Here is a 25,629-nt window from a genome sequence, read left to right on the forward strand (position 1 = left end):
GTATTTCGTAAAGAATCCCCTTTGTAAGGCCTTTCTAACTATAAGGGATTAAGGCTCTTATTTAAAATGGTGAATCTGTATTGATTTTAATGATGGTAAAATAAAAACTATTGATGGTACTTATAGTGTTGACCATTGTTATATGGAGTATTCTTGCACCGTAAAATCTCATTAACTAAGCATAAAGGATATGAAAAAAACACTAACACGTGCCTTATTGGTAGCCATAGGTGTAACTATGGTGGCCTGTCAAGGAAACTCAGAGCACACAGCTCAAGTGGATGCCAGTTCTGGTGCCACTAAGAAAAGTAGTTCCAATATGAAGGCAACCAGCAACAGCGATTGGTGGCCAAATCAATTGAACTTGGGGATTCTTAGACAAAATTCTGACTTGTCTAACCCTATGGCGGAAGACTTTGATTACATTGAAGAATTCAACAGCCTAGACTATAACGCTCTTAAAGGAGATATTAGAAAAGTTTTGACAGAGTCTCAAGATTGGTGGCCAGCAGATTTTGGTCACTATGGAGGATTGTTCATCCGTATGGCATGGCATAGTGCCGGGACATATCGTTCTGCCGATGGTCGTGGAGGATCACGTGCGGGTCAACAACGTTTTGCGCCGCTTAACAGCTGGCCAGACAACGCCAACTTGGATAAGGCGAGACGTTTAATTTGGCCAATCAAACAAAAGTATGGTAAGAAGATTTCTTGGGCCGATTTAATGGTATTGACCGGAAACGTTGCCTTGGAAGATATGGGCTTTAAAACTTTTGGTTTTGCTGGAGGTAGAGAAGACATGTGGGAACCAGAAATTGATGTATACTGGGGAGCTGAGAAAGAATGGTTAAGTGACGAAAAGCGTTACTCAGGAGAGCGTGAATTGGAAAATCCTTTGGCAGCAGTACAAATGGGATTGATCTACGTAAACCCAGAAGGACCTAACGGTGTGCCAGATCCATTATTGGCAGCAGACGACATTCGCGCTACGTTTGGTAGAATGGGAATGAATGAAGAGGAAACAGTTGCGCTTATCGCTGGTGGACACACTTTAGGTAAAGCACACGGAGCAGGACCTGCATCTCACGTAGGAGCAGATCCAGAAGGTGCTGGAATCGAGGAGCAGGGTTTTGGATGGAAGAGTTCTTATAAGTCTGGAAAAGGTGCAGATGCCATTACTTCTGGTTTGGAAGTAACTTGGACTGCTACGCCTACAAGATGGAGTCATATGTTCTTCTTCAGTTTGTTTGAAAACGAGTGGGAATTGACTAAAAGCCCTGCGGGAGGTCACCAATGGGTAGCCAAAGGAGAGCCTAAAATGATGGTGCCAGATGCTTACGATTCTGAAAAGAAACACAAGCCTACCATGTTCACTACCGATTTATCTTTAAGAATGGATCCTAGTTTTGAAAAGATTTCTAGAAAATTCTATGAGAACCCAGAATCATTCAACGAAGCTTTTGCTCGTGCATGGTTTAAGTTGACCCACAGAGATATGGGGCCAAAAACAACCTATTTAGGTCCTGAAGCGCCAACTGAAGATTTAATTTGGCAAGATCCAATTCCTGCGGTTAACCACGAATTGATCAACAAAAAAGATATTGAAAGCTTGAAAGCTAGCATCCTTAACTCAGGATTGACGATTAACGAAATGGTAAGTACTGCTTGGGCTTCTGCATCTACCTATAGAGGTTCAGATAGAAGAGGTGGTGCCAACGGTGCAAGAATTAGATTGGCGCCTCAAAAAGATTGGGAAGTAAATAATCCTAAGCAATTGGCTAAAGTATTGGGCGTTCTGGAAAATATTCAAGCGGAATTCAATGCTAAGTCTGGAGCCAAAAAAGTATCTATGGCCGATTTAATTGTATTGGCTGGAGCAGCAGGAGTTGAGAAGGCAGCGGCTAACGCTGGACATAGCGTAAACGTACCATTTGTACCTGGGCGTATGGATGCCGTTCAAGACCAAACAGATGTAGAATCTTTCGGATTGTTGGAGCCAATGGCTGACGGATTCCGTAATTACTTAAAAACGCAATACACCATTTCAACAGAAGAATTGTTGGTGGACAAAGCACAATTGTTAACCCTTACAGCTCCTGAAATGACTGTATTGGTTGGTGGAATGAGAGCTATGGGAGCCAACTATGACGGTTCTAAGCACGGAATTTTCACTGATAGCAATGAACAATTAAACAATGGATTCTTTGTAAATCTATTGGATATGAGCACTGAGTGGAAAGCTATCGACGACACTAAGGAGACCTTCGAAGGAAGAGACAGAGCTACTGGTGAGTTGAAGTATACTGCTACTCGTGCCGACCTTATCTTTGGTTCTAACTCTGAGTTAAGAGCCTTGGCAGAAGTGTACGGAAGTGCCGATGCTGAAGCTAAGTTTGTAAAAGACTTCGTGGCAGCTTGGGATAAGGTAATGAAGTTGGATCGCTTTGATTTGATCTATAAATAAATAGTTCCTTTAATTAGAATGAAAGAGGCTGACCTTAGGGTTGGCCTTTTTTTATTAGACGGGTTTTTATCCATAGATTTTTACCATGTCTGGCTTCTCCGTAGTGTAGTAATGTACCCAAATGTATAAATGATTGAAGAAGGCAAGCCATAAGGCCGTCTTCGATTCCCAAAGGAAGCCAGGAATCCAAAGTAGAAAGAAACCAAAAACATACATGCCATTGCTGGTGTATTTAAAAATACCTTGGCTAACAATAGGGGTGTTTTTGTATTGTTCGGGGTAGAAGTGGTCAATGCCAAAGGCTCTATCAATTCCGAAATAGGTTTTTACAGAATAGAATAAATACGCTGCAGGAATAAACAAGATGAGGGATGCTGCCAGCGAAAGCCACCTTGGTAAATCTAAGGTATGGGCATTGGAGATGGCCAAAAGAACCAAGCTTATGGGGCGCAAGAGAATAAGAACTGCAAAGCCAATTTTATAAAGTTGAAACCCTTTGGGACCAAACCATTTGGAAAGACTCTGAAAATATAGTTCGAAACGCCAGCACAAGAGCACATATACTTGATGCACAATGGGTACGGCAATGGCCAAAAGGCTCCAAGTTTTTGTTGAAATCCCCCAAAGCTGGCCTTCGCTTAATTCGGGGAGATTGCTAAAAAGCAGCGATAAAACCATCAATAGACTTAAAAGAAAGGCCAAGTGCCAAAACTGTCTTTTAAATATTGGGTTGTAGCTGCTTTTGATCATTTTGGGTTGTTTTGTTTGTTAGGGAAGTGTCATGATTTCAGCTTCCAAGCCTGGTTTGGTCAATCCTAATTGCTCAATACTGAACAAATGAACATGATCCACATTCAAGGTATGGGTAAGTAACAATTGCGTATTGTAAGGGGTAAAGGCATCGTGGGTACCACTTTTTTGCCAATAGCTATCATTAAAACCTTTAAGCATGGTTACTAATTGGCTTCTTAGTTTTGGGAATGCTTCGAGGGCTGCTTCCAAGTTTTGTTGAAGGTAATAATCATGAGGTCTTTTTGCGTCAGGGATGTAACTTTCGATGTGTGGGTGTTCTTCTGTCTCAAATTTTTTGAAACGCGCCATCAGGATTGCTTGTGCTTCCACCAAATGGCAAACTTGCTCATGAATGCTCCATTTGGTTTCCACACGTCTAAGTTTGTACAGGTCTGTAGGGATATAATTCAACAAGTTTTGGAGAATTGCGGGAGTGTGCTCCAAACTGGTAATAAAATGTTCTATATCCTCCATTTTTTTAGTTTTTTATGGGCTCTATATGGTAATTACAAGTTACAAAAAAGCCACTGTATTATTGCAGTGGCTTCTGTTGCTTTGTACTATAAATTAAGTTCTGAATTTTTGACAATTGTTTATTCCTTACGCTTTTTAGATAAGCCAGACGATACCGAAATATAAATTGGATGATTTTAAAGAGAATTCAAAGGAATTACCTTTTGCGTAGTCCTCGCCATCTCTTTCAGATTTACCAGAATTATATCCTAAAGCACCTATGTTTGCTTGCATTAAAATGTTTTTTGATAAACTATAGGAAATCCCAGGTCGCAGACCTATAAACAACTCATGGCTTTCCATGCTAGTGGTTACTTCGGCTGAAGCATTCTCAATACTTGGTTTGTATTTCGTGTATCTAGTTTCAGCTTGAACATGCAATGCTAATTTTTTGCTAAGAGGGAAGTATTTTTTTATATATGGAAATATACCATAGTGGTCGGTTTTATTTGTGGAGTTATCAGAGGGGTCTTCCCTTTCAGTCTCTCTAGAAGTGTGAGCGTAGTCAAATCCTAAGCCCAAAATTAAATTGTTGTTAAGGGTGTATCCAACCTTAGGAGAAATGGCAAAGCCGTATCCTGTGGATTCTCCTATATAATTTTGGAGGTTCTCACTTTTTCCATAATTAAAGGAAACATCCCCTTCAATGCTCCAAATACCTTTGTCTATTTGGAAGTTGTTGTTGTCCTGCGGACTTTCTTGTGCACTTATAGCGCCATGGAGTAATACTGTGAAGATCATCAATACTTTTTTCATAATTAAATTTTTAAGATTGTAATCTTCTTCTTTCAATGTTTGTGCCAACAAAAGCACTTAACAACTTATTGGCTATTTCTTAACATTGAAAGCGTTTTCAGCAAAGGGAATAGCTAATGTAAAGATGTCTAAACGTGAAGGCAGCCTCTAAAACCACGGGCGGCATAGTAGCTTTCGGCACCATTGTGGTATACAAAAACGGTATCGTACCTGTAATCGGCAAAGAGGGCGCCACCTAATTTTCTGATGTTTTCAGGGGTGGCAATCCAACTGGAGGTTTTGGCATCAAAATGCCCTAAGGTTTGTAGGTGTCGGTATTGCGTTTCGTTTAGTAGTTCAATGCCTATATCCGCAGCAAGGTCCTGGACGTTGTGTTTGGGTTTGAACTTTTTACGTGACTCTTGGGCCGCCCTGTCATAGCAGGCACTTCGTCTGCCTTTAGGACTTTCGGGAGCGCAATCCACAAACAGGTAAGTATCTGTAGAGGAATCGTAATCAATCACGTCTGGTTCGCCTCCTGTTTCTTCCATTTGGAACAAAGACCACAACTTGCTAGGGCTGTCCTGAAGTTTAGACGCTATATGTTGCCATTCCAAATTGTGGTGACGATGCTTATTCGCTTCAAAGCGTTGTTGCAAGGTGTTTAATATAGATTCTGAAGCTTCAGTGGATAGCTCTTTTATATGTGGGATTGTCATCTTGGACTCTTGTTTCTAATTGTAGCGTCCTAAAGATACATATTTGCCCTTAAACTTAGGAGGAGCTAAAAACAGATGAGTTATTGTTTCAAGGTAAAATGCCCTGTGTGGGTTTTGCCGTTTGCCCGTGTTACCACAAACCAATAGTCATTGGATGGCATCATACAGCCATTAAACGTGCCGTCCCAAGCATCGTCTGCCCTCAGGTGTGTCAATAGCTTGCCATATCGGTCATAGATTTTAGTGGTTAATGTGGGCTCTTCGTCGGTAAACTCAATGCTCCAAGTGTCATTGTAGGTATCGCCGTTGGGGGTGAAAAACTTTTTGTAATAAAGTAGGTATACCACTTCCGAAGCATTTCCGCAGCCATTTTTCTCCTGTACATATACCGTATACTCGCCACTTGGCAGGTCTGTAAACACATTACTGTCCTGAAATATAAAACCATCTATGGAATATTCATAATCCCCAATACTGCTGTCTGTAAGATTGATGGTTATGCTGTTTTGGGAATCGCTCCAATCGTCAATGACAATGTTTTCTATGGAAGGCGCATTGCCCAGAACCACATCAATGTCTAGAGTTGACGAACAGAATATATCACTCAAATCTTGGGTTACCGTTACCGAATAAGTTCCAACTTCTGAAACGGTTATGGAAGAGGTCGTTTCTCCAGTGGACCATAGATAGTCATAGAACCCTGAACCCGCATCAAGGGTAAGTGTGGCACCTTCGCAAAGGACCATGGTTTCCTCTAAGGGAGTCTCCGGAGTACTTTGTAATTGCAAGCTCAATTGTGCTATTTGGTAGCATTGATCTGAAGAGTCAATTCTAACATATATGGTTTCATCTTCTGAAGTCAATTCATAGGCTTGAGGTGAGCTAATCTGTGAATCTAGAGATACATTTTCGGCGCCTTCCAAAGAGGTGAAGCACGTAAAGATACAATCGGTACAGGTGGCCATTTCGGCTTCATAATTGGTGATGTTAATAGTTTCTACACCATCGTTCAAATCATCACAAAAAATATCCGACACATCATTGATGGCAAGAGTAGGGGAAACGATTGTTACGGTTATGCCCAAACGCTCATCACTTTCACAGCCGTTTACGGTTTCTTGGGCAGCATAATACGTAGTACCATTAACCAACGAGGCAGTCTCCATAAGCTGGTTGCCTCCTTCCAAATTGTCGTACCAAACTGCCGATCCATTAACTTCCAAATCGGATACGGTGGGCTGTTGTGTTGTGCAAAATTCCTGCTCTGTTTCCCCTGTCAAAACTACCGGGGTTTCCAATACTTCAATGGTAATGATCTCCGAAACTATCCTACAAGCCGCCGAATCAATATTCCCTTCATCGGCAACGGCCAATCGATACATGTAGGTACCCGGTGTTGAGCTTACCGTAAACGTATAGTCAATAGCTGTGGCTCCCGGAATATCTATCCAGGTACTTCCCCCGTCAGTACTTGTTTGCCATTGGTACATGGGGTTGGTATATCCGGAGGACACGGTGCCCTGCAAGGTATAGTTTACCGTTTCATTTTCGCAGACTGTTAGGGTAGCGCTGGATTCATCTTCCACGGCTGTGGTGACTGTTGGTCCACAGGGGCGAAAAGTAATATCATCCAATGCAATGTCGTTTCCAGGTGCAGCACCTACCTTGTTGTTGCGCATTCGTATTACAACTGTTTCAATATCGGGGGGTGTGGTAAAGAAGAATCCATACTGTTTCCAAACCGCGCTAGACTGCAAGGGGATGTCTCCGGTATTATATGAGTTCAAGATTGTGCCATCTTCCTGTTCAATGGTCAGGGTAATATTGGGTAAGCTGTTGTCGGTACTTCGGAGCAGGTTCATGATCCAAACCGCAAACTCGTAGGTCGTATTAGGGCAAAGTCCAGTTACGGTTTTCTTATAAAAATAGTCGGTGATGGAAAAACTGGCATTTACGACCATCATGTATCCGCCTCCTGTATGGTCTGTGGTGGTCCACCAAGTATTTGGTGTGTTGGTGGTACTTTCTATGGTATAATAGCCGTCCTGTGGAAAATCGGCCGTGGTCCAACTATAACTGGTGATATCACTGCCCAAAGGCGAACCATGGGTAGCGGTTCCCGAACCAAAATCTATATTTACAATAGGGTCTCCCAAACTGCCCTCGCACAGTTGAGCGTTTACCGAACAGACTGCTGCCATGACAAACAGCAAAGAATAAAGCGATTTTGTAAACAAGGTCTTTTTGTTTACAAATTAGCCTAATGTTGGGCTGCCTTCAAAAAGAGATCTACTATTGCGGCAAAGCCATCTACAAATCCTCAAAAACTATCGACCATTAATTGCTGGATGTGCCAGTAGTTTTGGATAATAGCATGCTGTTTTATAAGAACTTTAAGTTGGCATGTTCCTGCGTTGCCTAATGGCTTCGTAAAGGACAATACCGGTAGAGGTAGCCAAATTCAAACTTTCTACATTGCCCATCATATCAATGCTAATACAAAATTGGCAGCGTTGCAGGACCGTATCACTTAAACCATTGGCCTCGTCTCCAAACCAAATGGCCAATTGGGGCTGGGTTAATGGGCTTTCCGGAAGGCGGTAATGCTGCACTCCGTGGCTATGTGGAGAGGTGCCTACACTGCAAAATCCTTGTTTTTCCAAAAAGTCAAAACATTCATCAGAAGTGCCAAAGCGTTGTACATGGGTATATTTTACAGCGCCTTTGGAGTGTTTTAAAATAGATTTGCGCTGGCGCAGTTGTTCCAAATCATTTTCAAGGCGGTTAAGGCCGTCAATAACGTAAAGCTTGTCTACCCCAAGGGCATTGACGTTTCTTATCACAGTGCCAATGTTCATGATATAGTTGGGGTTTTCCAAAACGGCGATAAGTTGTGGTGTGCTCACAAGATGTTTCAAGTTAGGGTATCCAATTTATGCGAAGGTATTACAAATTAAAAAGCCAGTCACGTTTTATGGTCACTGGCTTTAAATGCTATAACAAAAATAAATTGTGTGCTTAGGAAGGGAGGACACTTTTTAGCAGCATCATTATGGCGCTATTGCTACATTGGCGACACTACACTGAAATTATGTTTTAGTAATGATCCATTGAGCTATTACTTAAGTGTCAAGTCATCACCGATTTGATTTTTTCAACCACTTCGGGTGTAATCTCTGTTAAGCCGTGTACGGTTTTGGCGTGTTCGGCTGCCAATTTTAGGGCTTCTTCCTCTGAGCTGGCTTTGATAACACCATCACAGTCAAACCCTACATCCCTGCATTTAATTGTTTTTTCCATGAGTACTTAATTTATGTGAATTGTTTAAGTTTCTCTTTGCTAGGGGCGTGAGCCTTAAATTAAGAAAAAATATTGAGCTCTAGGGCTTTATGCTTTAAAACTTCTTAAACACCTTCAGTCTAAAAACGATATCGTTGGTGCGTTCATAAACCTCGTATTTGGTGTAATGGTAGGCGGCATTGGCTTCAATTTTAAAGCCTTTGCTGATTTTATATCCTATGCCAGGTGTTATACGAATGACATCGTTAAACTGGGTAGACTTTATCAAATTGAAGAAGAACTCTATTTCCAGGGGAATATAAAAGCCCTGTTCCTCTCCAAAGCCAAAACCTTCCAAGCCAATGGTACCCTTAACCTTGTAGCGCAAACGCATCCCAAACACATCGTCATCGTCTAATTCTGTAAACATAAAGCGTTCTTCGAGTTGCAGGGACTGGGCAAATTCAAAACGCGGAGCCCAATTAAAGGCAAAGGTATACCCTTGGTGAGGCCGTATCTCTAAAGAGTTGATATCATTTTTGGAACTTAGAAAAAACAGACCAGCTCCTGCATACAGGGTTTCTTTGTGTTTAAAGGCTTTAAACAGCAGGGTGTCTGCTGTGTATTGGTAATGGAGCCGGGTAACAAATCGGTGCCAATGTTTGGGCCAAATGGTGCGATATCCAACTTCCAAAGTAAAACGTTGGTTGTTGCCAATGTTCCAATAGGGCCTAAAATCTACCCATAGCTGTCGGGTGAAGTCTGAGGTGTTCTCTTCTAGTGGTTCCTCAGTTTGTGCATATAGTGTTGGAGAGGCATATAAACAGCACAACAGCATGACTAAATATAGCCAAGATGGACACAAAACATGTTTTGTCTTGAAGTGTAGACGCTTGTTTACTGCCATATGTTGTTGTTTTGAGGCCTGTAACAATGCCGTTGGGGCATTGATGTAAATGCTTAAGGGTTTTTTTTGTAAACTCTTATATCATAAAAATATCAATAAAAATCCTATAAAAAACAGAAAAGCACGTATACAATTTAAACCGTATACGTGCTTTTCATTTGGATATTGGGGAAAATTTATTGTTGGGTACCGCTCCACTCTCCGCTCATGTTGGCGGTAGTGTTGTTCCAGGTGCCGGAGGCGTTGCTACCATCCAACTGCCCTGTAAAAAGGGCGCCACTGCTGGCATTTCCTACCGTAGCAGTTAGGTCACCATTTTCTTGAACAAAGCCGCTCACGGTATAGGTGCCATTAAATACTTCCGAAGTTGCAGTACCGCTTACGGTACCATCGGTATTTATTTGCATGGTCCAACTGCCGTTGTCCTGTGCGCCAGTATAGGTGCCGCTCCATTCGCCTTCATAGGCAAGGGTGTCGCTGCTGTTGTCGTCATCGCTTGAGCAATTGATGCTAAGCATACTCATAAAGACCAATAGTACCATGGTGATGTGTTTCATAAACATGTTGTTTTTTAATTAATAAATGATTGTGTGTTATGGTTGAAAGGCACCATGCTTTTCAACAGATAGAGGTTTCTCAAACACTATGCCATTGTATTGTTTTGTAAGAAAATTGCATGGGTTTATGCTTCCAAAAAGGGAGTGATTACCTCTTGCCACTTGTTGCGCTCGTTTAACACAAGGTCATATTTTTTGCCTTTGTGCGTGGTAATGCGCAGGCCGTTATCAACTATTTTGGCCGTTTTACGAGGTGTAATGCTGGCAATATCTTTATAGGCAATGTTGGTTTGCCCGCGTTGGATGTTGTATTTGTGCGAAATGAATACCAATTGTTGGTTGGTAGCAAACAGTTTGCCTCCAACAGGTTCGATACCGCGGTAAAGGTTGGCTGGGCCTTCCAAAAGTAATTCTTCGTTTGCTGAAAGGGGGAGTTGAATGCTATGGCTTGTCCAAGTCGTAAATTTATTAGCAAACTTTTGAGATACATATGGAAGTCCAATGGATGTGAATAGCCCAAAACCTACACCTAAAAGGAGTAACATTGATGGTTTAAAGAGTGGTTCTTCAAAAAAGAAATTGAAGAAGAAAAGGAATACTGCATATATGCCTCCGGAAAGGATTCCCATTAAGATTCTTTGCTTTACAGGGAGCTTTACAATTTGGTTGGTAGTTTTCATAGTTTTGTTGAGTTTTGTAAATCGGCAATTTATAAAAACAAAGTTGTTATGGCAAGGGGAATTGTTTGTGGAACGAACAGCCTTACAGGGGACATGATTAAATATCAAACATAAATGTAATGCCAATAGAATTGAAACTTTCTTGTTTTTGCTTGTCGTGGATGGTGGGGTGATTGTTGGAACTTAACTTGGAAAAATCGCCCTGCCCTAGATAGTTGAGGCCTACATAATATTGATCAAAAATTTCATAAAGGAAGCCAATTGTTATTTGCGATCCAAAATTCCACCCATCATAAAGGTCTTTTTGATGAAAGTTCAGATAACGGTATTCGTCTTTGGTTACGGTTTGTGCATATAAACCTAATTGCATCACCATTGCAAATTTCTCCGTAACTGGTAAATTCATAGTGAGGGATAATGGAATTTTAAGAAGGGTTCTGTTATGGTAAAAATTGCCCAAACTATTAAAACCATTGCCTGTTAACTGGCTGTGGCCAATACCTGTGGCCACCCCAAAGGCTTTGGAAAAGCGATAATTTAACAGGATGTCGCCGGTATTGGTGTTAAGATTGTAGTTAGGTTCGTTATCGTTTTCTATAATGCCATAGCCGATACCTCCGTAGGCAATAAGGTTAAACCTAAAAGATTTGTCCTCTTGTTTGTTTTCTGTTATGTCCTCTTGGGCTTGGGTAACTTGGCTAGATACAATACAAAGTAATACAAAAAGAAGTTTTAGCGTTTTCATGAATTGGTTGGTTAAAAGATTTTACAATGCTGTTATAAACTGTAATATGTAAATATTATTGTAAGTAATTATTGAATTTCTTACAAAATATACATTGAAAGCTTGTTTAAATTTTCTCTTAGGCAGAAAGACGCTCTGTGGTATAATCTTTTATAGTTGGAGGCAGTAAAGGCTGTAAGGCCTTTATGAATTTTTTGTAGTTGCGTTTGTTTTTGCCCCAATCATATATTTGGGTGGGCAGGGCGCAAATAGAGATGAAGTGTAGTTCGGTATGCTGGTCTACTTCCTTAAGGCTTACCTCAATATATTCGGAAAAGGAAGACATGGAAAAGGAGGTTTGAGCATAGCATTTTAGAGTGTCCTTATCGACGCCAACACTTTTGAAATGACAATCTTTTAAGGCCTGTTTTACGATTTCTAGGTTGTCCAAAGCTTTGCCTTCTAAAGTTTTATTTCCTCTATATTTACAGGTGATGGCATCTGGATTGTTGGTGAGTTTTTTGTATAGAAAGATAAAAATAATGCCCCCTATAAGGAGTAGCCACATAAGAGTAAATTCGGTTGATTCCATGTTGGTTGATTTGAAATTGATTGCTGAAATATAGGGGATTTTTGTTAAAAGTGTTTATGCAATGGAAGCTATTTTGTTTCTGATTAAGAAAAGGTTAATAGAAGCTGTAAAAACCAATCTTTTTTAATGAAGTTGTTTTAAGCTATAATTGTTAGAGGAAGTAACGGGACTATTTCATTCTTTAATAAACCTAAAGACGTGGCCATTGTCGAAACTCAAGAAGTAAAGACCTTTTCGTAGTTGGTGTATGTCTATTTCTTCATTATTTGTAATTGATCCTTGACTTATTTCAGTGCCTAATACACTATGGATTGCGTATTGGGTTGTATATAATAGTCCAGAAATTCGAATATAATTGGATGCTGGATTTGGGTATAAGCTAATGGAGGTAGCTTTGCTGGTTTCAGTTATTGAAAGCGCATTAAAATTAATTTTTGAAATAATACCTCCCCAAGCTTGAGTGAAATACAAATCGTTATCGTGGAGTACCATCGAGGATGGACCACTAATAGAGGTTAAGAAATTGGTAGCGTAGGGTGTGGCATCATTGAGTGATATTTTAGTTATGGAAGACCCAAAGAAATTGGCAATATAAAGGTTATTCGCATGCAGCAATAGCCCTACAGGTGTTCCCAATCCGGTAACAAGGTCAGTTACTGTTGGTGGTGATGTGCTCAGATCCATTTTTGAAACTTTATCGCCGTATTGCTCTGCAACAAATAAAATCGAGTCGTTTAATAATAGATCCGTTGGAGTTTCAAAGCCTGTAGCCACATCTATTACTGTTGGATTAGTAGCGTTGAGATCTATTTTAGCAACTTTATTGCCGGTGGAAAAATAGAGGTCATTTCCATATAAAGTTAGCCCATCAGGACCATTGAGGCCTGTTGCAATGTCTATAATATTTTGGGATGTATCGGTAAGGTCTATTTTAGAAATTTTACTGGCAACCGTAAAATAAAGTTCGTTTCCAATAATCATTATATCTTTTGGGGTATTTAATCCCGACAAAAATGATGTTACGGTTAACGGTTCTGCAGTACTTAGGTCTATTTTGGAAATGGTATTTCCCGTGAGTTGGGTAAAATACAGGTCGTTGCCATGAATGGCCAATCGGTACGGGGTGCTTAAATCGGTGGCGATGTTGGTAGGTTGGCTAATAAGTTTAGAGCTACCTAATAACAAAACTAATGTAAGGATAATAAAGCGTTTCATAGACAGCAATTTAAAGGTTCATATGCTGGTGTTAAGTTTTTTATGATTGGTACGGTAATTAACCTAAGGAGATATTTTTTATAAATTTAATATAAATAATTGATAAACAGTTAGTTGAATGGATTAAAATGAGCAATTTAAATGTTTTTAGTAATGTTGGTTTTACAATGTTTTTGGGATTGGTTTTATGAAATAGGCAATGATAGAAACAATGGCTCTACTTTGTAAAGTTTTCTATTCAGGAACTTTAGTAATCCTTAGATGTTATTTAATCAGGGTGTAAATTGTCGAAGTCTCTCCCCATATCTTTTTGGAATGAACGGGCTGTAATTGAAAACCGTTTTGAGAAGCAATAGCTCTAATGGAATCTAGTGGACAGTCTTGGGAAAGAATCATTAAGATGCTGTTTTGGGGAGTGCAATATTTACTTAGTACAGGAAATAACGCTTTGAAGTATTGAAAATCCTGACCGCAGTACCAAGCCTTTTCTTGATTGTTTTTTGGATCTTTTGGGTAATATGGCGGATTGATGATTATATAGTCGAAATCCGAGTGAGGAATATTTTTAAATAAATTAGACTCGATGAGCTCTATTTCTTGTTGGTTGAGTTCGGCATCCTGTTCAAGTCCTTTTAGGGCTTCTTGATTGATATCACTAGCAGTTACCTTGGCGCCTTTGGAAGCTGCGAATAAAGATAAAATACCTGAGCCACAACCTAATTCCAATAAGGATTTTCCGCTCAACGTTAGGTCGCTTATATAGTCCATCAGTATTTTGGTGCTTAGCGTAAAATGCGGTGGAAATACCTCGGGGTGGACCATTACGGTAAGGCCTTTGTAGCTGTAACGACGAGGTTTGGAATGGTAGGCTCGAAAGCCATAGCCTATTAAAGGATCTATTAGTCTTTTGAGGTATCTTCGCATCTATTCTTGGTAAAAGCCTTCAATTTCTGGTTGGCGGTATTTCCACAATTTATGGAGTGCCTTAATTTCATAAGGGTAATGGTACAGCCCATTTTTGTAGCGCAATGCCGAAAAAGCTTTCAGTACGCTCTTCTTGTAGCCTTTTATTTTAAAATCAGATACCGTGGGATAGTAGCCATTCAGTACGGTTTCAAAATTTTTGATTTTATCCACCATCTTCGGGGTGAGCCAAGGGGTCAAAGGGTTTTTTCGTAAATCGAAGTTTTCCCAACTAGGTGATATCCAATCTTCCAGCTGTTGGGGAAATGAAAAGCCGGCATCTAATATTTTTTGGTAGAGCTTTGATCCTTCGGTGGGTACAGGACTGTATAGGTAAATGATGATTTCGGTATCGGGATTGATTGTCTTGATTTCTTTTATAAATTCAATGTCCCAATCTATTTGGGCCATTACCTGTGCTTCAGAATCGGCGGGCAGCCCAAGAACAAAAGACATTTCAGGGATGATGTCTACTTCTTTCATTCGTTTGGCAAAATCCTTGATCATTTGGCCGCTTTGTTTACCACCTTTGTCCATTTGCTTTAGGATCTCGTCATTGCCTGTTTCTGCTCCCAAAAAGATCATTTTGCAACCGGCCTTCCTCATTAGCCTTAAATCCTCGTCGGAATATTGGTTGATGGTATCAATACGGCCCTCTCCCCACCAAGAAATGCCATCGTTCAAGATGAGTTTAGAAAACTCTACGACCCGTTTTTTTGAAGTGAAAAAATTGTTGTCATGAAATTCTATAGCATCAATGTTGTAGTGCTTTTTAAAATAGGACACGTCCTCATAAATCTTTTCAGCCGATTTACCTTTCCAACGGGCATTGTAGATTGGAACTACCGCACAAAACGAACAAGTAAACGGACAGCCAAAACTAGAGTGGTATGAAAAGGTTCTTTTGCCCAAAAAGGTTTTTCCTAAGTAATTTTGAAGAGGATAAAAACTGTTAAGGAAATCGTAGGGCAAAGCGGGTAAACTATCTTGCTCAAGGAGGGCCTCCTTGGAAGTTTGAATAGTATGGTTGTTACTGTCTTTGTAAATCAGATTTTTAATGTCCTCTAATTGCCCTTTTTTCTGAATTAAATAATTCATCAATTCAGGGAAGGCATTGTCGCCAGGTCCATTGATAATATAGTCTACATAACCAGAGTTAAGAGATGCCGCATATTGGTTGGAGGCAAAATAACCACCCCAAATAGTGATGCTGTTTGGGAATTCTTCCTTTATCTTTTTTGAAAAAGGAATGGCCTGTTTCAACTGCGGGCCAGGCATGACAGTAACACAAAAGAATTTGAAATCCCCTGTTTTGAAATAGGTTTCGATAGTGCTCCAAGGGGCACTCTCCAAATTGCCATCTACAAATACATAATCATACGTCCCGTGAATGGCTGCACCTACCTGCAAAATGGAATTGGGGATGCGGTGTTTGGCATTGGCACTACGAGGATTGAATATGAGAATTTTTTGTGGCATAAATGAAGTTAGTTAAGTTATGTATCAAGGATTGGCCCTATAGATTCCATAAAGATAGTCAATCTGAGAAATTCCAATTTTGGACAATAGTGATTTTGGTTATGTTGTTTTATATTTTTATTAGTTTATATAAGAATAGGTAAGCTTCCTATTTAGTGTTTTGTAAATTAGTAGTGATATTATTCCTGAAATACAACCTCCAGCCAACACACCGGTAATACCATAGCCTTTTATCCATAATAGAATCAATAGTGAATTAATAAAGAGCCCTATAAAAATGATAAGGGTGACTTTTTTTTCTTGATTTTGTTTGTTCAGCATCATGATGTCCATATAGAATAGGAGGGGAAACAAGGTTTTAATGGCAGAAAGATAATAGTAGTTAATGTCTAAGTTGAGTTTCAGAATAAGTTCCATAACCAACCAAATACATAAACTTCCCAATAACAAGTAGGGCAAAGTCATAAAACTCAGTTTTTGTTTGATGCGATTGAGGGAATCCAGTGAAATGCGGTAAATATGCTTGGTGAAGGGGGTAATGATAAAGGCATATCCTGCAACAAGCATCAAGAAAGAGTTGCTCAATAATTGATATTCGGAAACATCGCTTTTTGGTAAATATAAGGTCACCAAATACATGTCTATTTTACTGCCCAACCATCCTGCAAACGCCATTAAAAAGAATGGAAAGCTGTATTTGAGAGGTTCAAAGGACCAAGAGAATTCAGTTTTGAAATGAAATATATCCAATGCTTTTGCGAGAATAAGGAGTTTAATGAGGTTGACTATTGTGTAAAGGATAAGAACATGAAGTATGTTGAATTGCGGAAGCAAAAAGAGAATACCTGCTGTAATTACAAAAGCAACGAGGTCTGTAACTAATTGTAAGCTGAATTTTTGATAATGGATAATCAAACTTTCGAAACTGGCAGTTAGGAAAAGGATGATACTTAAAAGAATGCATAACAATCCAGTATAGAAGTCAAAGATGAAAGGAAATACGAGGCTTAAAAGTAAAAGGGGACTTCTACTGATGAGATTGTTTGCGAAAAGTTCCTGCACTTTGGAAGGAGCTCTGCTATAGCTGCGCAGTAACCATTCTTTATTGCCCCAACTAGCTATAATCAATACCAAATAAATCCATAGCAAGATGTCTATGGTAATTCCCCAATCCGTCTTGCCAAAGAGTTTGATTCCTATCACCGCAATTACAAAATTTAAGGCGGGAGATAGGAACCCTCGAATGGTATTAATGCCAGCTGTTTTGAGTTTTCGCATAAAGGTTACTCTTGGTTGATCGCTCCAGTTGGTAAGATACGAAGTTTGTAAAATCCAATGCCCTGCCCTTCATCACTTAAATATAGAATTCTACCATCAACAACTACTGGTTTTAGTTTGTTGGAATGATTGTTTGTCAATTGTTGGTTCCCTAAAAATAGTTGGTTGTCTTTTATGGTGACGCTTAAAGAATCTACTGTTTGAAATGGAAAAGCCAAGCTTTCTATTTGTGCTCCCGACTTGTTCCAAAACTCATAAAACAAGGAGTCGTTTTTTAGCTCGAAATCATAGGTTAAGATGGGAGTTTTAACGTTTAAGATGGTTGAATGGGATTGAGGTTTGGAACTGATAAAAAATGCCAAGCCAAAAAATACACCAACAACAATGCCTAATGTTTTAAAGTTGATGACCGTTTTTAGATGAAATAGGATCATTCCTGTCAAGCTGAGTAGAAGGCATAATCTCAAATAGTTAAAAGGAAAGATGTCAATCTGGAAATAACCGCTATTGCAAATAGAAAATAGCAGAAATGCACAGGTGATTTTGAATGCATTGGAGGCCCTAATCTGTGATATAGCTAAGTACAATGGCATTAATAATAGGAACGTGTAAGTGCTGCCGTAGGGCGAAATGAGAATGCTACCCAATAACCAAAGAGAAAATACCAATAAGCTATTTTTTGCTTGTTTTGTGATATAGATCAAAGAACCTAAGATGGCTATTTTGAAAGCTAATAGGCATGCTTTGAATAATGAAAAGCTTTTGAACAATACAGATGTATTCTCAAATGAATGGTACACAAATAGGCGCTTGAGAAACATATACATCGATTGGTAATTGTTTACATAGGCACCTGCTATTTCCCCATTGTTAGCTTTAAATAGAACTTCAGAAATATAGAAACCCCAAAAATCTAATCCGAAAATCAATAGGCCAACAATGATAAAAAGGAGTCCCCATCCGATGAGGTGTGCTAAGGCTTTAAACTCCTTTCTGAATAATAAAAAGCCTAAAAGAATGATTGGGAATACCTTTAGGGCTATGGCAAAACACCACAGCAATGCCATTGTATGAAAGCGTTTTTGATGATAGGCTATAAAGCCCTCTGTGAGCAGGAAGAGCAATAGTAAATACACCTGTCCAAATAGGATGTTGTTTTTGATAGGAATAAAAAAAACTATTGGAAGAAGTAATAAAAAGATAGAATCGAATTTATAAATCTTCTGTAACCGAAATATAGAAATGCACAGTAAAGCAATACTGATACTGTTAAAAATGAGCTTGGCAATCAAAAGAGGTACTAATGTGAAGGGGAGAAAGGCAAGTGCCAGGAATGGGGTGTTGGGGGCGTAACTTAAAAACAGATTGGGATATCCTAAATCAAAAACATACTGATTGAATTGTTTAGGGAAGTAAGTATCTGGACCAAAAGTTCCGTCCCTTAACATGGTGCTTCCAAAATAGTAATTGGCAAAATCATGAATTTCAAATTGAAAGGACTTTGCTAAAACATATAGGCAAACCATGATCAAAGGGATGATATATAGAAATGTCCTTTTCAACTTGTAAATAACTTAAAATTTAAAGGTGTATGCTTCTGCAGGAAATAGGTGATGGAAACTCTAAGACATCCCAATCCATACACGACGCTTCTTGTGAAATTAATAGAAGAGGAACTTTCGTCGTATTTGGTGGGGCATGAAACTTCACCAATCCTCATGTTTTGATCAAATAATTGAGCCAGTATTTCGTTGTCAAAAATAAAATTATCAGAGTTACGGTTGTAATTAATCATTCTCAAGGATTTAGCATCATAACAGCGATAACCGGTATGGTATTCCGATAGCTTTTGTGACATTAAAATGTTTTGAATTAAAGTCAGAAACCTGTTGGAAATATATTTGTACAACGGCATGCCACCCTCAAGAGCCCCTTTACCTAAAATCCGACTTCCCAGAACCACATCATACACATCGTTTACAATCAATTCGCACATGGAGGGAATCAATTTTGGGCTGTACTGATAATCGGGGTGGAGCATCACGATGATATCGGCATCAATTTCTAAGGCCTTGTTGTAACACGATTTTTGATTTGCTCCGTAGCCCCTGTTTTTTTTGTGTTTGATGATATGGGAAATTCCTAAAGATTTTGCAATGTCCACAGTTCGATCGTTGCTACAGTCGTCTGTTAAAATAACGTCGTCCACAATGTCAAACGGAATTTCGGCATAGGTTTGTTCCAATGTCTTTTCGGCATTGTATGCAGGAAGGATGACGACTATTTTTTTTCCGTTCAACATAGGTTTAAAAATCTAAATAATTTACTTCCATAGTTGAAGGCTCCCGCACGTTTCCTGAAACTGGAATCCCGCTAAAGGGGGCCAAATTTTCTGCCTCTGCTCTGTGGTAGAGGTCTCCCAAAAAAGGAAATTCATCATAGATGTGTGTGTCCAAACCAGACAATAGATTTTCTACTTCCGAAAGTGGTAAATTCCATTCTCTGCTCAATCGTTCGGCCGAGGGTTCCATAAATGAGATGTAAAGTAATTCTGTTAGTGTGTGCTGCTGAGTTTCGTTAAAGTTCACACCATTTGGAGTCAAGATTTCTCTGTTTTGTAGATGTTCGCTTTTGTAAGTCAGTAATACATTTTGCAGCTCATCATATCCTAAAAATCCCTCGAAATCATTTTGTGGTGTAAACATTGGGTTGATGGATGATTCGTGGCACCACATGCATTTGGCAGGTTTGCCAGCGGCTGTATGGTTAGGGGAGGCACTACTTTTTCGGAAGCCGTTGGCATCAAAAATACCAAAGCGTATTTGTCCGTTTGCAATAAGTTCTATGGTTTCGTATTCTAAAATAGTTCCAGTATTAGGATCGATTTCTTTGGAAACGAATACTTGTTTTAAATTGTCCAACTCTGAAAATTCAATGATACGATGTTGGTTGGAAATAATGGAATTGTCAATATAGCCCCTATCGGGTAAGAGTTGGTAAGGTTGCAAAAGTTCATCAAGGGTTTCTGGTGTACCGACAATTTGATAGTAATGTTCGGAGGCGCCAAGGAGCAGCGAAACAAAACGTCCCAAATCGATAGTGTTGGTTTGTTGGTATTCTGAAGAGTTTTTTAGAACCTCTAAAAGTTGCAATAGTTTTTGTTCGGCAAAACCTTCAAAACCTAATTTCATGATATCAATAATGATGATGTTGCCCTCAATACTGATTCCGGAATTTTCATGGGGAAGTGTAGCGCCTAGATAAGACAGTGTCCATTCCAAACCTATTTTAGCTTTGTCTATGGAATCATCGTTATACGATTTGTTCCATTTAAGAGGGAGGGTGGTTTCAACAGAAATTAAATCGGAATAGGAATCATTTGTACATGACAAGCATAAGGTTAGGGCAAGTACAAATAAGATTCTTTTCATATTATTTGGAGATTTGCATTATGCTATTGGCGATCAGAGCTTTTGATTTGTGTTTGAATGCTTTCACTTTATTTGTAGGCATATTTCTATGAAACGCCAATTCATTCACAATATATTTAAGGGCGTAATTGTAGTAATTTCTACTGTAAGTGCGCTTAAAATCAATGTCTCTGTCTGTTGAGGTTTCCCAATCGGGCTGTGTGATAATGTTGTCTTGGATTTCGTTGTAAAGGCTCGTGCCTTTTATGGGATAGGCCAAAGTAATGGTGAAATGTGTTGGGCTGGCTTCCTTTAAATAATTAATGGTTTGTTTGATATCCTCTTCTTCCTCACCAGGGTAGCCTATCATGATAAACGTCCCCGATTCCATGCCAAGGGCATTTGTTTTCTGAATAGCACTTTTTACAACATCGACATCCACCCGACGGTCCATGGCTTCAATGATTTTTTGCGAGCCGCTTTCGGCACCTATCCAAATTCTAAAGCATCCCAAATCTTTTAGAATTTCAAGAATGTCATCGGTTAAGCGTTCTGCTCTGGTGATACATTCAAAAGGAATTTTGAAGTTTTGAGCCCTCATTTCATTGTGGAATTCCTTCATCCATTTATGGCTCACGGTAAACACATCATCTACAAACCAAATGGCGTCTGGATTGTAGGTTTCCTTGAGTAGTTTTAGTTCTTCAACCACCAATTTAGCAGGACGCCTTCTATAACTTTGTCCATACACGGCCGTACTGCACCATTTGCAAGTATAAGGACAGCCCCTTTGGGTACTCACCGTCATGGAACTTTTGCCGTGGTATTGTTTCCAAGTAGTTAAATACGGATGGAGGTCAATAGCTTCTCTGTTGGGGATGGGAAGGATTGATAAATCTTTTATTTTTTCTCTAGAGACTGTCGTGATCACTTTTGAATTCTTCAGAAAAGCAATGCCGGGAATGGTTTCTGTTTCTTTATGGTTGAGAATAGCTTCGCTCAATTCCAACATAGATTGTTCGCCTTCTCCAATGATTAGATAGTCAGCGCCCGTTTTGAGATAGTTTTCACAGTTATAGGTGATGTCGGGACCTCCTAGTATTATTTTTGGAAAGCCATAATCGGGATGCTGTTTTAAAAGCTTCACGCATTTAATGACGTTGATTTTGGTCATTAAATTGGTGTAAATCGCAACTATTTTTGGTTGCTGTTCCTTAATGTAATCCAGTTGTTCTTTGAATGAAGAAAAGGTGCTGTCAAAAACGGAATGCTCAAGCTGGTGTTCTTTTAAATAGGCTGAAATATACAGAAGCCCCAATGGTGGATAGGGCTTCATAATTTTGGCCTCTTTTTCGTCCTCGTTTAGAAAATAGGAATGTGTTAAAAGAATCTTCATTTCAATTTGAGTTCCATGATAAAATGATCGGCATATTTGGCGAGTCCTTTAAAGTGCTTCAAGCTTTTGTCCGTTTTGGCCATTAGGCTTAAAACTCCCTTTTTATTCCTGAAAAATGGCTCCAAAAAGGATGGTGGAACCGCCAGGCCAACAGGATACATATGCTCACATTTAAAATGCTGTTCGGTTAAATATACAATTTCTTTAGGGTTGTAAAACCAAGTGTTTACAGAATTTCCGTTCACGTTAACAGGAACAACTTCTGGCCTGTTTCTTCGATTCATTTGGGACCATTGGCCCTTTGCGAAATGATAGAACTTATCCCAAAGGCAATGTTTGGGCATCATGACCAAAACAAGGCTTCCGTTGGAATTCAATAGATGGGCTGCCTGTTCAAAAAACTGTTTTAGCTGTGGTTTTGATAAACAGTTGAGCCCTCCAAAATTTGAAAAAATCAAATTAAATTTGCTTTGAAAAGGATATTCTTTCAGTTTATTGATGTCGAGTAATTGAAAATTGAGATTGGGCAGATTGCCTTTGCTTTTGGCTTGCTGAAGCATTTCATTGGAAATGTCGGTAGCTGTTACCTGATGGTTCATATTAGCTAACCAAAGCGCATCTTCACCCGTGCCGCAATTCAGTTCCAAAATATTTAATGGAATTCCATCCTTAAGAATTTTGGTTGAAAGAAAGTCGTAGACTTGTTGTCTTTGAAGCTTCCCAATTTGGGAATGTGTAAAGTCTTGGTCGTAACTGGCCGCAGCGCTATCAAAATCACTATGCATTTTTATGTTGCATGTTTTGAAGTTGAAAGGCATCTAGTTTGGAGCTTGGGGCATAGTAAAAATACAAGGCCATGGATCGCAATTTCGAATACGAAAAGAGATTGGATGGTTGCTTTAGCAAGGATTTAAAGTTCTGAACGGCTTGGCTCTTTCGGTATTCTTTATGCACATATCGGTGCAATTTTTTATAATATTTGGAATTGAAAGTTCCTTGGAACATCATGGCTAATTCATCGGAATCTGTCCAGTTGGCCTTTAGTTTCAAGTCGTCTTTGACCTTATCATAAAACTTTGTGCCCGGAAGGGGATAGGAAACCGAAACTCCTAAATTATCGGGCTGCAATTCCTTGATCATGTCGATGGTTTTTTGGATATCTTCCTTGGTTTCTCCCAAATATCCAAACTGTATAAAAAAAGCGACTCTAATTCCCTTTGCTTTTAAAAGTTTGGAGGCTTTGTAAATCTGTTGTACTGTAATGCCTTTGTCCATGGCATCTAAGATCTTTTGCGAGCCACTTTCGGCACCCACCCAAACTTCTTCAAGACCGCTTTCAGCCAAAGCTTCAATGGTATCTGCTTGAAGCAATAAATCTACTCTACTCTGGATGTAATAGGAAATGGACAGTTGGGCTTCATTAAGTTTTTCATTGAACTCCTGAACCCAATTGGGTTTAAGTCCAAAAATATCATCGCACATCCAAAAACGGTCAACTCCATACGTTTCTTTTAGGTGGGCAATATGTTTTACAATGTACTCGGGCGAGTGCGTATTATAGCGGTTGCCATAAATGGGTTTGGCGCACCAGTTGCATTTAAAAGGGCAACCACGAGTAGTGGCCATATTTAAAGTAAACGATTTGCCTCCAGACTCCCATATTGCTTTATAGGCTTCCATATCTACCAAATCCCAAGCTGGTAAAGGGAATTGATCGAGGTCATTAGTAACTGGGCGTTTTGGATTTACTATGGTTTGTCCTTCTTCTCTATAAACAATGCCTTTAATATCTTTAATGTTTTCTTTGGCTTCCAAGGTGTCTATTAGCTCTTTCAGTGTAAGTTCGCCTTCTCCTTGAATGATGAAATCGGCCTTAGCATCTAGATATTTTTCATAATGATCGGTAGCATCCGAACTACACACAATGGCTGTACAGTTATATGTTTTGGCTGTTGCAATCATTTCAAAAGCCGCTTCCCGCATCGCGGTCAAGCACATTTTTGTCAAGTAATTGAAGCCGTCATCGTAAATGACAAAGTAGGATGGATTTGTTTTTTTAAAAAAAGCTTCCAGAGTTTCAGGAGAGCTTAATAAATTGGTGTCAAAAAGTTCTACGCTATAATTGTGGGCTCTTAAAAATGCAGCCGTATAAATGGTGCCTAAAGGAGGAAACGGTGTTTTGTTTTTCCATTGTTTAGGATCTAATCGATAGAAATAGGAATGTGAAAAAACGATATCATGCATGTTCTGGCGATAGTTCAAGATTAAATTCGTTTTTTACTTCAAGGTACTTCTCGTTAAGGGTATCAATGACCTTTTTTTGAAAGTTTTGAGGGTGGTGCTTGGATACCGTATCTGTCGATTTTAAGGCGATGAGCAATTCCTCCTTTGTTAAATGACGAAACTTGGATTGCCATTTTTTTATGGTAATCGATTTAAAAAAATGATCCAACATCTCTCCAAAATTCCCATCGCAGATCATTTGTATGTTTTTTGAAAGCCACGGTTTTTTTATGTTGGTAATTTTATGGGAATAATCTATGTCAAGGTTTGGCAGGTAGGTCTTGGCCCAAGCATTGGTTGCAACAAACTTCTTAAAACATTTTTTGCCCGTTATGGGGATGAGCGTCAGGAGTTCTGTGGCTGTAAACCTGTTTTGTTCTTCAATAAGCAAGTTATCATTGCTGATGAAATAATTGACACAGAAGTATTTTCTAGAGTTCAACAAGAACAACTTTTTATATAGAATCAGTAGCGTTCTAGCAATCCAAAGCCGATTGGGTTTGGTAATGATAAAAAAGTCAATATCCCCATCGTCATCATAATACCCTTTAGATAGGGAACCTGAGAGACTCACGCTTTCTACATAAGGGAATTTTGTGATGAATTTGGCAACTTTACAGGCTTTGGGCATAATATCCTGAGCCATTTTGTTCCCTTTTTGTCGTCTCTGAATACAATCTACATTGGTTTCAAAAATGTAATAATTGTCATTTTGAGAAATGATATTTTTAGAGATAAGCAGTTCTAGTTGGGTATCTATAACCTGTCTGCACTTGTTGCCAGAAAACCGATACACTTCCTCCTTTGTAATGGGATAGTTGAAAATTGAAAAGTATAGTATCGTTTTAAGGGCTTCCAAATATTCGTGCAATTTTCACTAAATATATAAAAATTATTATTGTGGACTTGTTATTAAGTGGGTTGCGGCCTATAAATGAAAGTGAAAAATTGAGGAGAGCTGTTTAATTTTCTTGTAGTCTATTTATTATGTTAGGATTTGGGCTGTTTGTGAATGTTTTGAGAATCTGGTTTTTAGCTAATTATGCGTAACTTTAATAAAGCAATTTTTCAAAAGCGAATTATGAAAGTATATATGAAAACCCTCCGTATACTGTTGATAGGTTTCCTGATGTTCGGCAGTTATGTTATGAAATCACAAACTTATGATGTTGCCAATGGAACCGCTTTCTTCAAGGCGAAAATTTCCATTAACTCCTATACAGGAGAGTCTAAAGAACTAAAAGGACATTTGGATGTTGATACCGGGGAATTTGAGTTTCATATACCTGTGAGTTCCATAGATACGGGAATAAATAAACGAAATGAACACATGTTTGAATTGCTGAAAAGTGAAGAGCATACTTATGTGACGTTTAAGGGGAGCTTGGAGCAACCTTTGAATGTGGTATCTTTGGGGGCGCAAACCATTACTGCCAATGGTACGTTTACATTGGCGGGCACTTCCAAGGAGGTAAGTATTCCACTGGAATTTAGCAAGGAAAAGGATGGACTGCGTTTAAAAGCTTCATGGAAGCTGTTGATTACAGATTATAATCTTGAACCGCCTACAAAAGCATTGATGAAAGTGAAAGATGAACACGAAATGGGAGTAGATGCCCTGTTGCGAAAAGATTGATGTTAAT

25 protein-coding genes are annotated in these 25,629 nt (G+C 39.2%); 2 read left to right on the plus strand and 23 right to left on the minus strand.

The window, feature by feature from the left end; all coding sequences use genetic code 11:
• The first annotated feature begins 190 nt into the window (after nt 1-190).
• A complete protein-coding gene (gene katG, locus ZA05_RS07000) occupies nt 191-2,464 on the plus strand; it encodes a catalase/peroxidase HPI (RefSeq protein WP_053990960.1) in 2,274 nt (757 codons plus the stop codon).
• 66 nt (nt 2,465-2,530) lie between these two features.
• Here the strand turns inward: katG and ZA05_RS07005 are convergent, their stop codons facing one another.
• From ZA05_RS07005 to ZA05_RS07110, 23 genes are all read right to left on the minus strand, one after another.
• On the minus strand, nt 2,531-3,214 hold the full coding sequence (locus tag ZA05_RS07005) for a methyltransferase (RefSeq protein ID WP_082333706.1): 684 nt from the start codon (nt 3,212-3,214) through the stop codon (nt 2,531-2,533).
• Nucleotides 3,215-3,232: 18 nt separating this feature from the next.
• Nucleotides 3,233-3,730: a DinB family protein gene (locus ZA05_RS07010; protein ID WP_053990962.1), complete on the minus strand. Its 498-nt coding sequence runs from the start codon at nt 3,728-3,730 to the stop codon at nt 3,233-3,235.
• A 135-nt stretch (nt 3,731-3,865) separates the two neighbouring features.
• Entirely contained in the window at nt 3,866-4,525 is a 660-nt protein-coding gene (locus ZA05_RS07015) for an outer membrane protein (protein WP_157514580.1), read from the minus strand.
• 128 nt (nt 4,526-4,653) lie between these two features.
• Nucleotides 4,654-5,223: a DUF4256 domain-containing protein gene (locus ZA05_RS07020; protein ID WP_053990964.1), complete on the minus strand. Its 570-nt coding sequence runs from the start codon at nt 5,221-5,223 to the stop codon at nt 4,654-4,656.
• A gap of 80 nt (nt 5,224-5,303) precedes the next feature.
• A complete protein-coding gene (locus ZA05_RS07025) occupies nt 5,304-7,424 on the minus strand; it encodes a T9SS type B sorting domain-containing protein (RefSeq protein ID WP_053990965.1) in 2,121 nt (706 codons plus the stop codon).
• Between the two features lie 192 nt (nt 7,425-7,616).
• Nucleotides 7,617-8,129 (minus strand): TrmH family RNA methyltransferase, encoded by a 513-nt coding sequence (locus ZA05_RS07030; protein WP_157514581.1) that lies wholly within the window; start codon nt 8,127-8,129, stop codon nt 7,617-7,619.
• 223 nt (nt 8,130-8,352) lie between these two features.
• Nucleotides 8,353-8,523: a DUF1059 domain-containing protein gene (locus tag ZA05_RS18015; RefSeq protein ID WP_082333707.1), complete on the minus strand. Its 171-nt coding sequence runs from the start codon at nt 8,521-8,523 to the stop codon at nt 8,353-8,355.
• A 94-nt stretch (nt 8,524-8,617) separates the two neighbouring features.
• Entirely contained in the window at nt 8,618-9,409 is a 792-nt protein-coding gene (locus ZA05_RS07035) for a DUF2490 domain-containing protein (RefSeq protein WP_082333708.1), read from the minus strand.
• A 176-nt stretch (nt 9,410-9,585) separates the two neighbouring features.
• Complete coding sequence (locus tag ZA05_RS07040; RefSeq protein ID WP_053990968.1) at nt 9,586-9,966, minus strand: hypothetical protein; 381 nt, start codon at nt 9,964-9,966, stop codon at nt 9,586-9,588.
• 125 nt (nt 9,967-10,091) lie between these two features.
• A complete protein-coding gene (locus tag ZA05_RS07045; RefSeq protein ID WP_197276060.1) occupies nt 10,092-10,646 on the minus strand; it encodes a hypothetical protein in 555 nt (184 codons plus the stop codon).
• A gap of 97 nt (nt 10,647-10,743) precedes the next feature.
• Nucleotides 10,744-11,391: an outer membrane beta-barrel protein gene (locus ZA05_RS07050; RefSeq protein WP_053990969.1), complete on the minus strand. Its 648-nt coding sequence runs from the start codon at nt 11,389-11,391 to the stop codon at nt 10,744-10,746.
• Nucleotides 11,392-11,509: 118 nt separating this feature from the next.
• Nucleotides 11,510-11,962, minus strand: coding sequence for a hypothetical protein (locus ZA05_RS07055; RefSeq protein ID WP_053990970.1), 453 nt, complete (start codon nt 11,960-11,962; stop codon nt 11,510-11,512).
• Nucleotides 11,963-12,136: 174 nt separating this feature from the next.
• Nucleotides 12,137-13,177, minus strand: coding sequence for a T9SS type A sorting domain-containing protein (locus tag ZA05_RS07060; protein WP_053990971.1), 1,041 nt, complete (start codon nt 13,175-13,177; stop codon nt 12,137-12,139).
• A gap of 264 nt (nt 13,178-13,441) precedes the next feature.
• Entirely contained in the window at nt 13,442-14,101 is a 660-nt protein-coding gene (locus ZA05_RS07065; RefSeq protein ID WP_053990972.1) for a methyltransferase, read from the minus strand.
• Nucleotides 14,102-15,619, minus strand: a complete 1,518-nt coding sequence (locus tag ZA05_RS07070; protein ID WP_053990973.1) for a radical SAM protein — start codon at nt 15,617-15,619, stop codon at nt 14,102-14,104.
• A gap of 120 nt (nt 15,620-15,739) precedes the next feature.
• The gene (locus ZA05_RS07075) at nt 15,740-16,897 is read right to left on the minus strand and encodes a lipopolysaccharide biosynthesis protein (protein WP_053990974.1); all 1,158 of its coding nucleotides are present in this window, start codon (nt 16,895-16,897) and stop codon (nt 15,740-15,742) included.
• A gap of 5 nt (nt 16,898-16,902) precedes the next feature.
• Entirely contained in the window at nt 16,903-18,423 is a 1,521-nt protein-coding gene (locus ZA05_RS07080) for a glycosyltransferase family 87 protein (RefSeq protein ID WP_053990975.1), read from the minus strand.
• 32 nt (nt 18,424-18,455) lie between these two features.
• Nucleotides 18,456-19,199, minus strand: a complete 744-nt coding sequence (locus tag ZA05_RS07085) for a glycosyltransferase family 2 protein (RefSeq protein WP_053990976.1) — start codon at nt 19,197-19,199, stop codon at nt 18,456-18,458.
• A 4-nt stretch (nt 19,200-19,203) separates the two neighbouring features.
• Nucleotides 19,204-20,328 (minus strand): hypothetical protein, encoded by a 1,125-nt coding sequence (locus ZA05_RS07090; RefSeq protein WP_053990977.1) that lies wholly within the window; start codon nt 20,326-20,328, stop codon nt 19,204-19,206.
• A gap of 1 nt (nt 20,329) precedes the next feature.
• Nucleotides 20,330-21,703 (minus strand): radical SAM protein, encoded by a 1,374-nt coding sequence (locus tag ZA05_RS07095; protein ID WP_053990978.1) that lies wholly within the window; start codon nt 21,701-21,703, stop codon nt 20,330-20,332.
• The gene (locus ZA05_RS07100) at nt 21,700-22,488 is read right to left on the minus strand and encodes a bifunctional 2-polyprenyl-6-hydroxyphenol methylase/3-demethylubiquinol 3-O-methyltransferase UbiG (RefSeq protein ID WP_053991051.1); all 789 of its coding nucleotides are present in this window, start codon (nt 22,486-22,488) and stop codon (nt 21,700-21,702) included. Before ZA05_RS07100 ends, ZA05_RS07095 begins: the two co-directional genes overlap by 4 nt.
• Nucleotides 22,481-23,965, minus strand: a complete 1,485-nt coding sequence (locus ZA05_RS07105) for a radical SAM protein (protein WP_231632464.1) — start codon at nt 23,963-23,965, stop codon at nt 22,481-22,483. Before ZA05_RS07105 ends, ZA05_RS07100 begins: the two co-directional genes overlap by 8 nt.
• Entirely contained in the window at nt 23,940-24,845 is a 906-nt protein-coding gene (locus tag ZA05_RS07110; RefSeq protein ID WP_053991052.1) for a nucleotidyltransferase domain-containing protein, read from the minus strand. The genes ZA05_RS07105 and ZA05_RS07110 overlap by 26 nt, the downstream gene beginning before the upstream one ends.
• A 222-nt stretch (nt 24,846-25,067) precedes the next feature.
• Between ZA05_RS07110 and ZA05_RS07115 the strand changes: the two genes are divergently transcribed.
• Nucleotides 25,068-25,622: a YceI family protein gene (locus ZA05_RS07115; protein WP_197276061.1), complete on the plus strand. Its 555-nt coding sequence runs from the start codon at nt 25,068-25,070 to the stop codon at nt 25,620-25,622.
• The last annotated feature ends 7 nt before the right edge of the window (nt 25,623-25,629 follow it).

Source organism: Mangrovimonas sp. TPBH4, assembly GCF_001280505.1.
Taxonomy (GTDB): domain Bacteria; phylum Bacteroidota; class Bacteroidia; order Flavobacteriales; family Flavobacteriaceae; genus Mangrovimonas_A.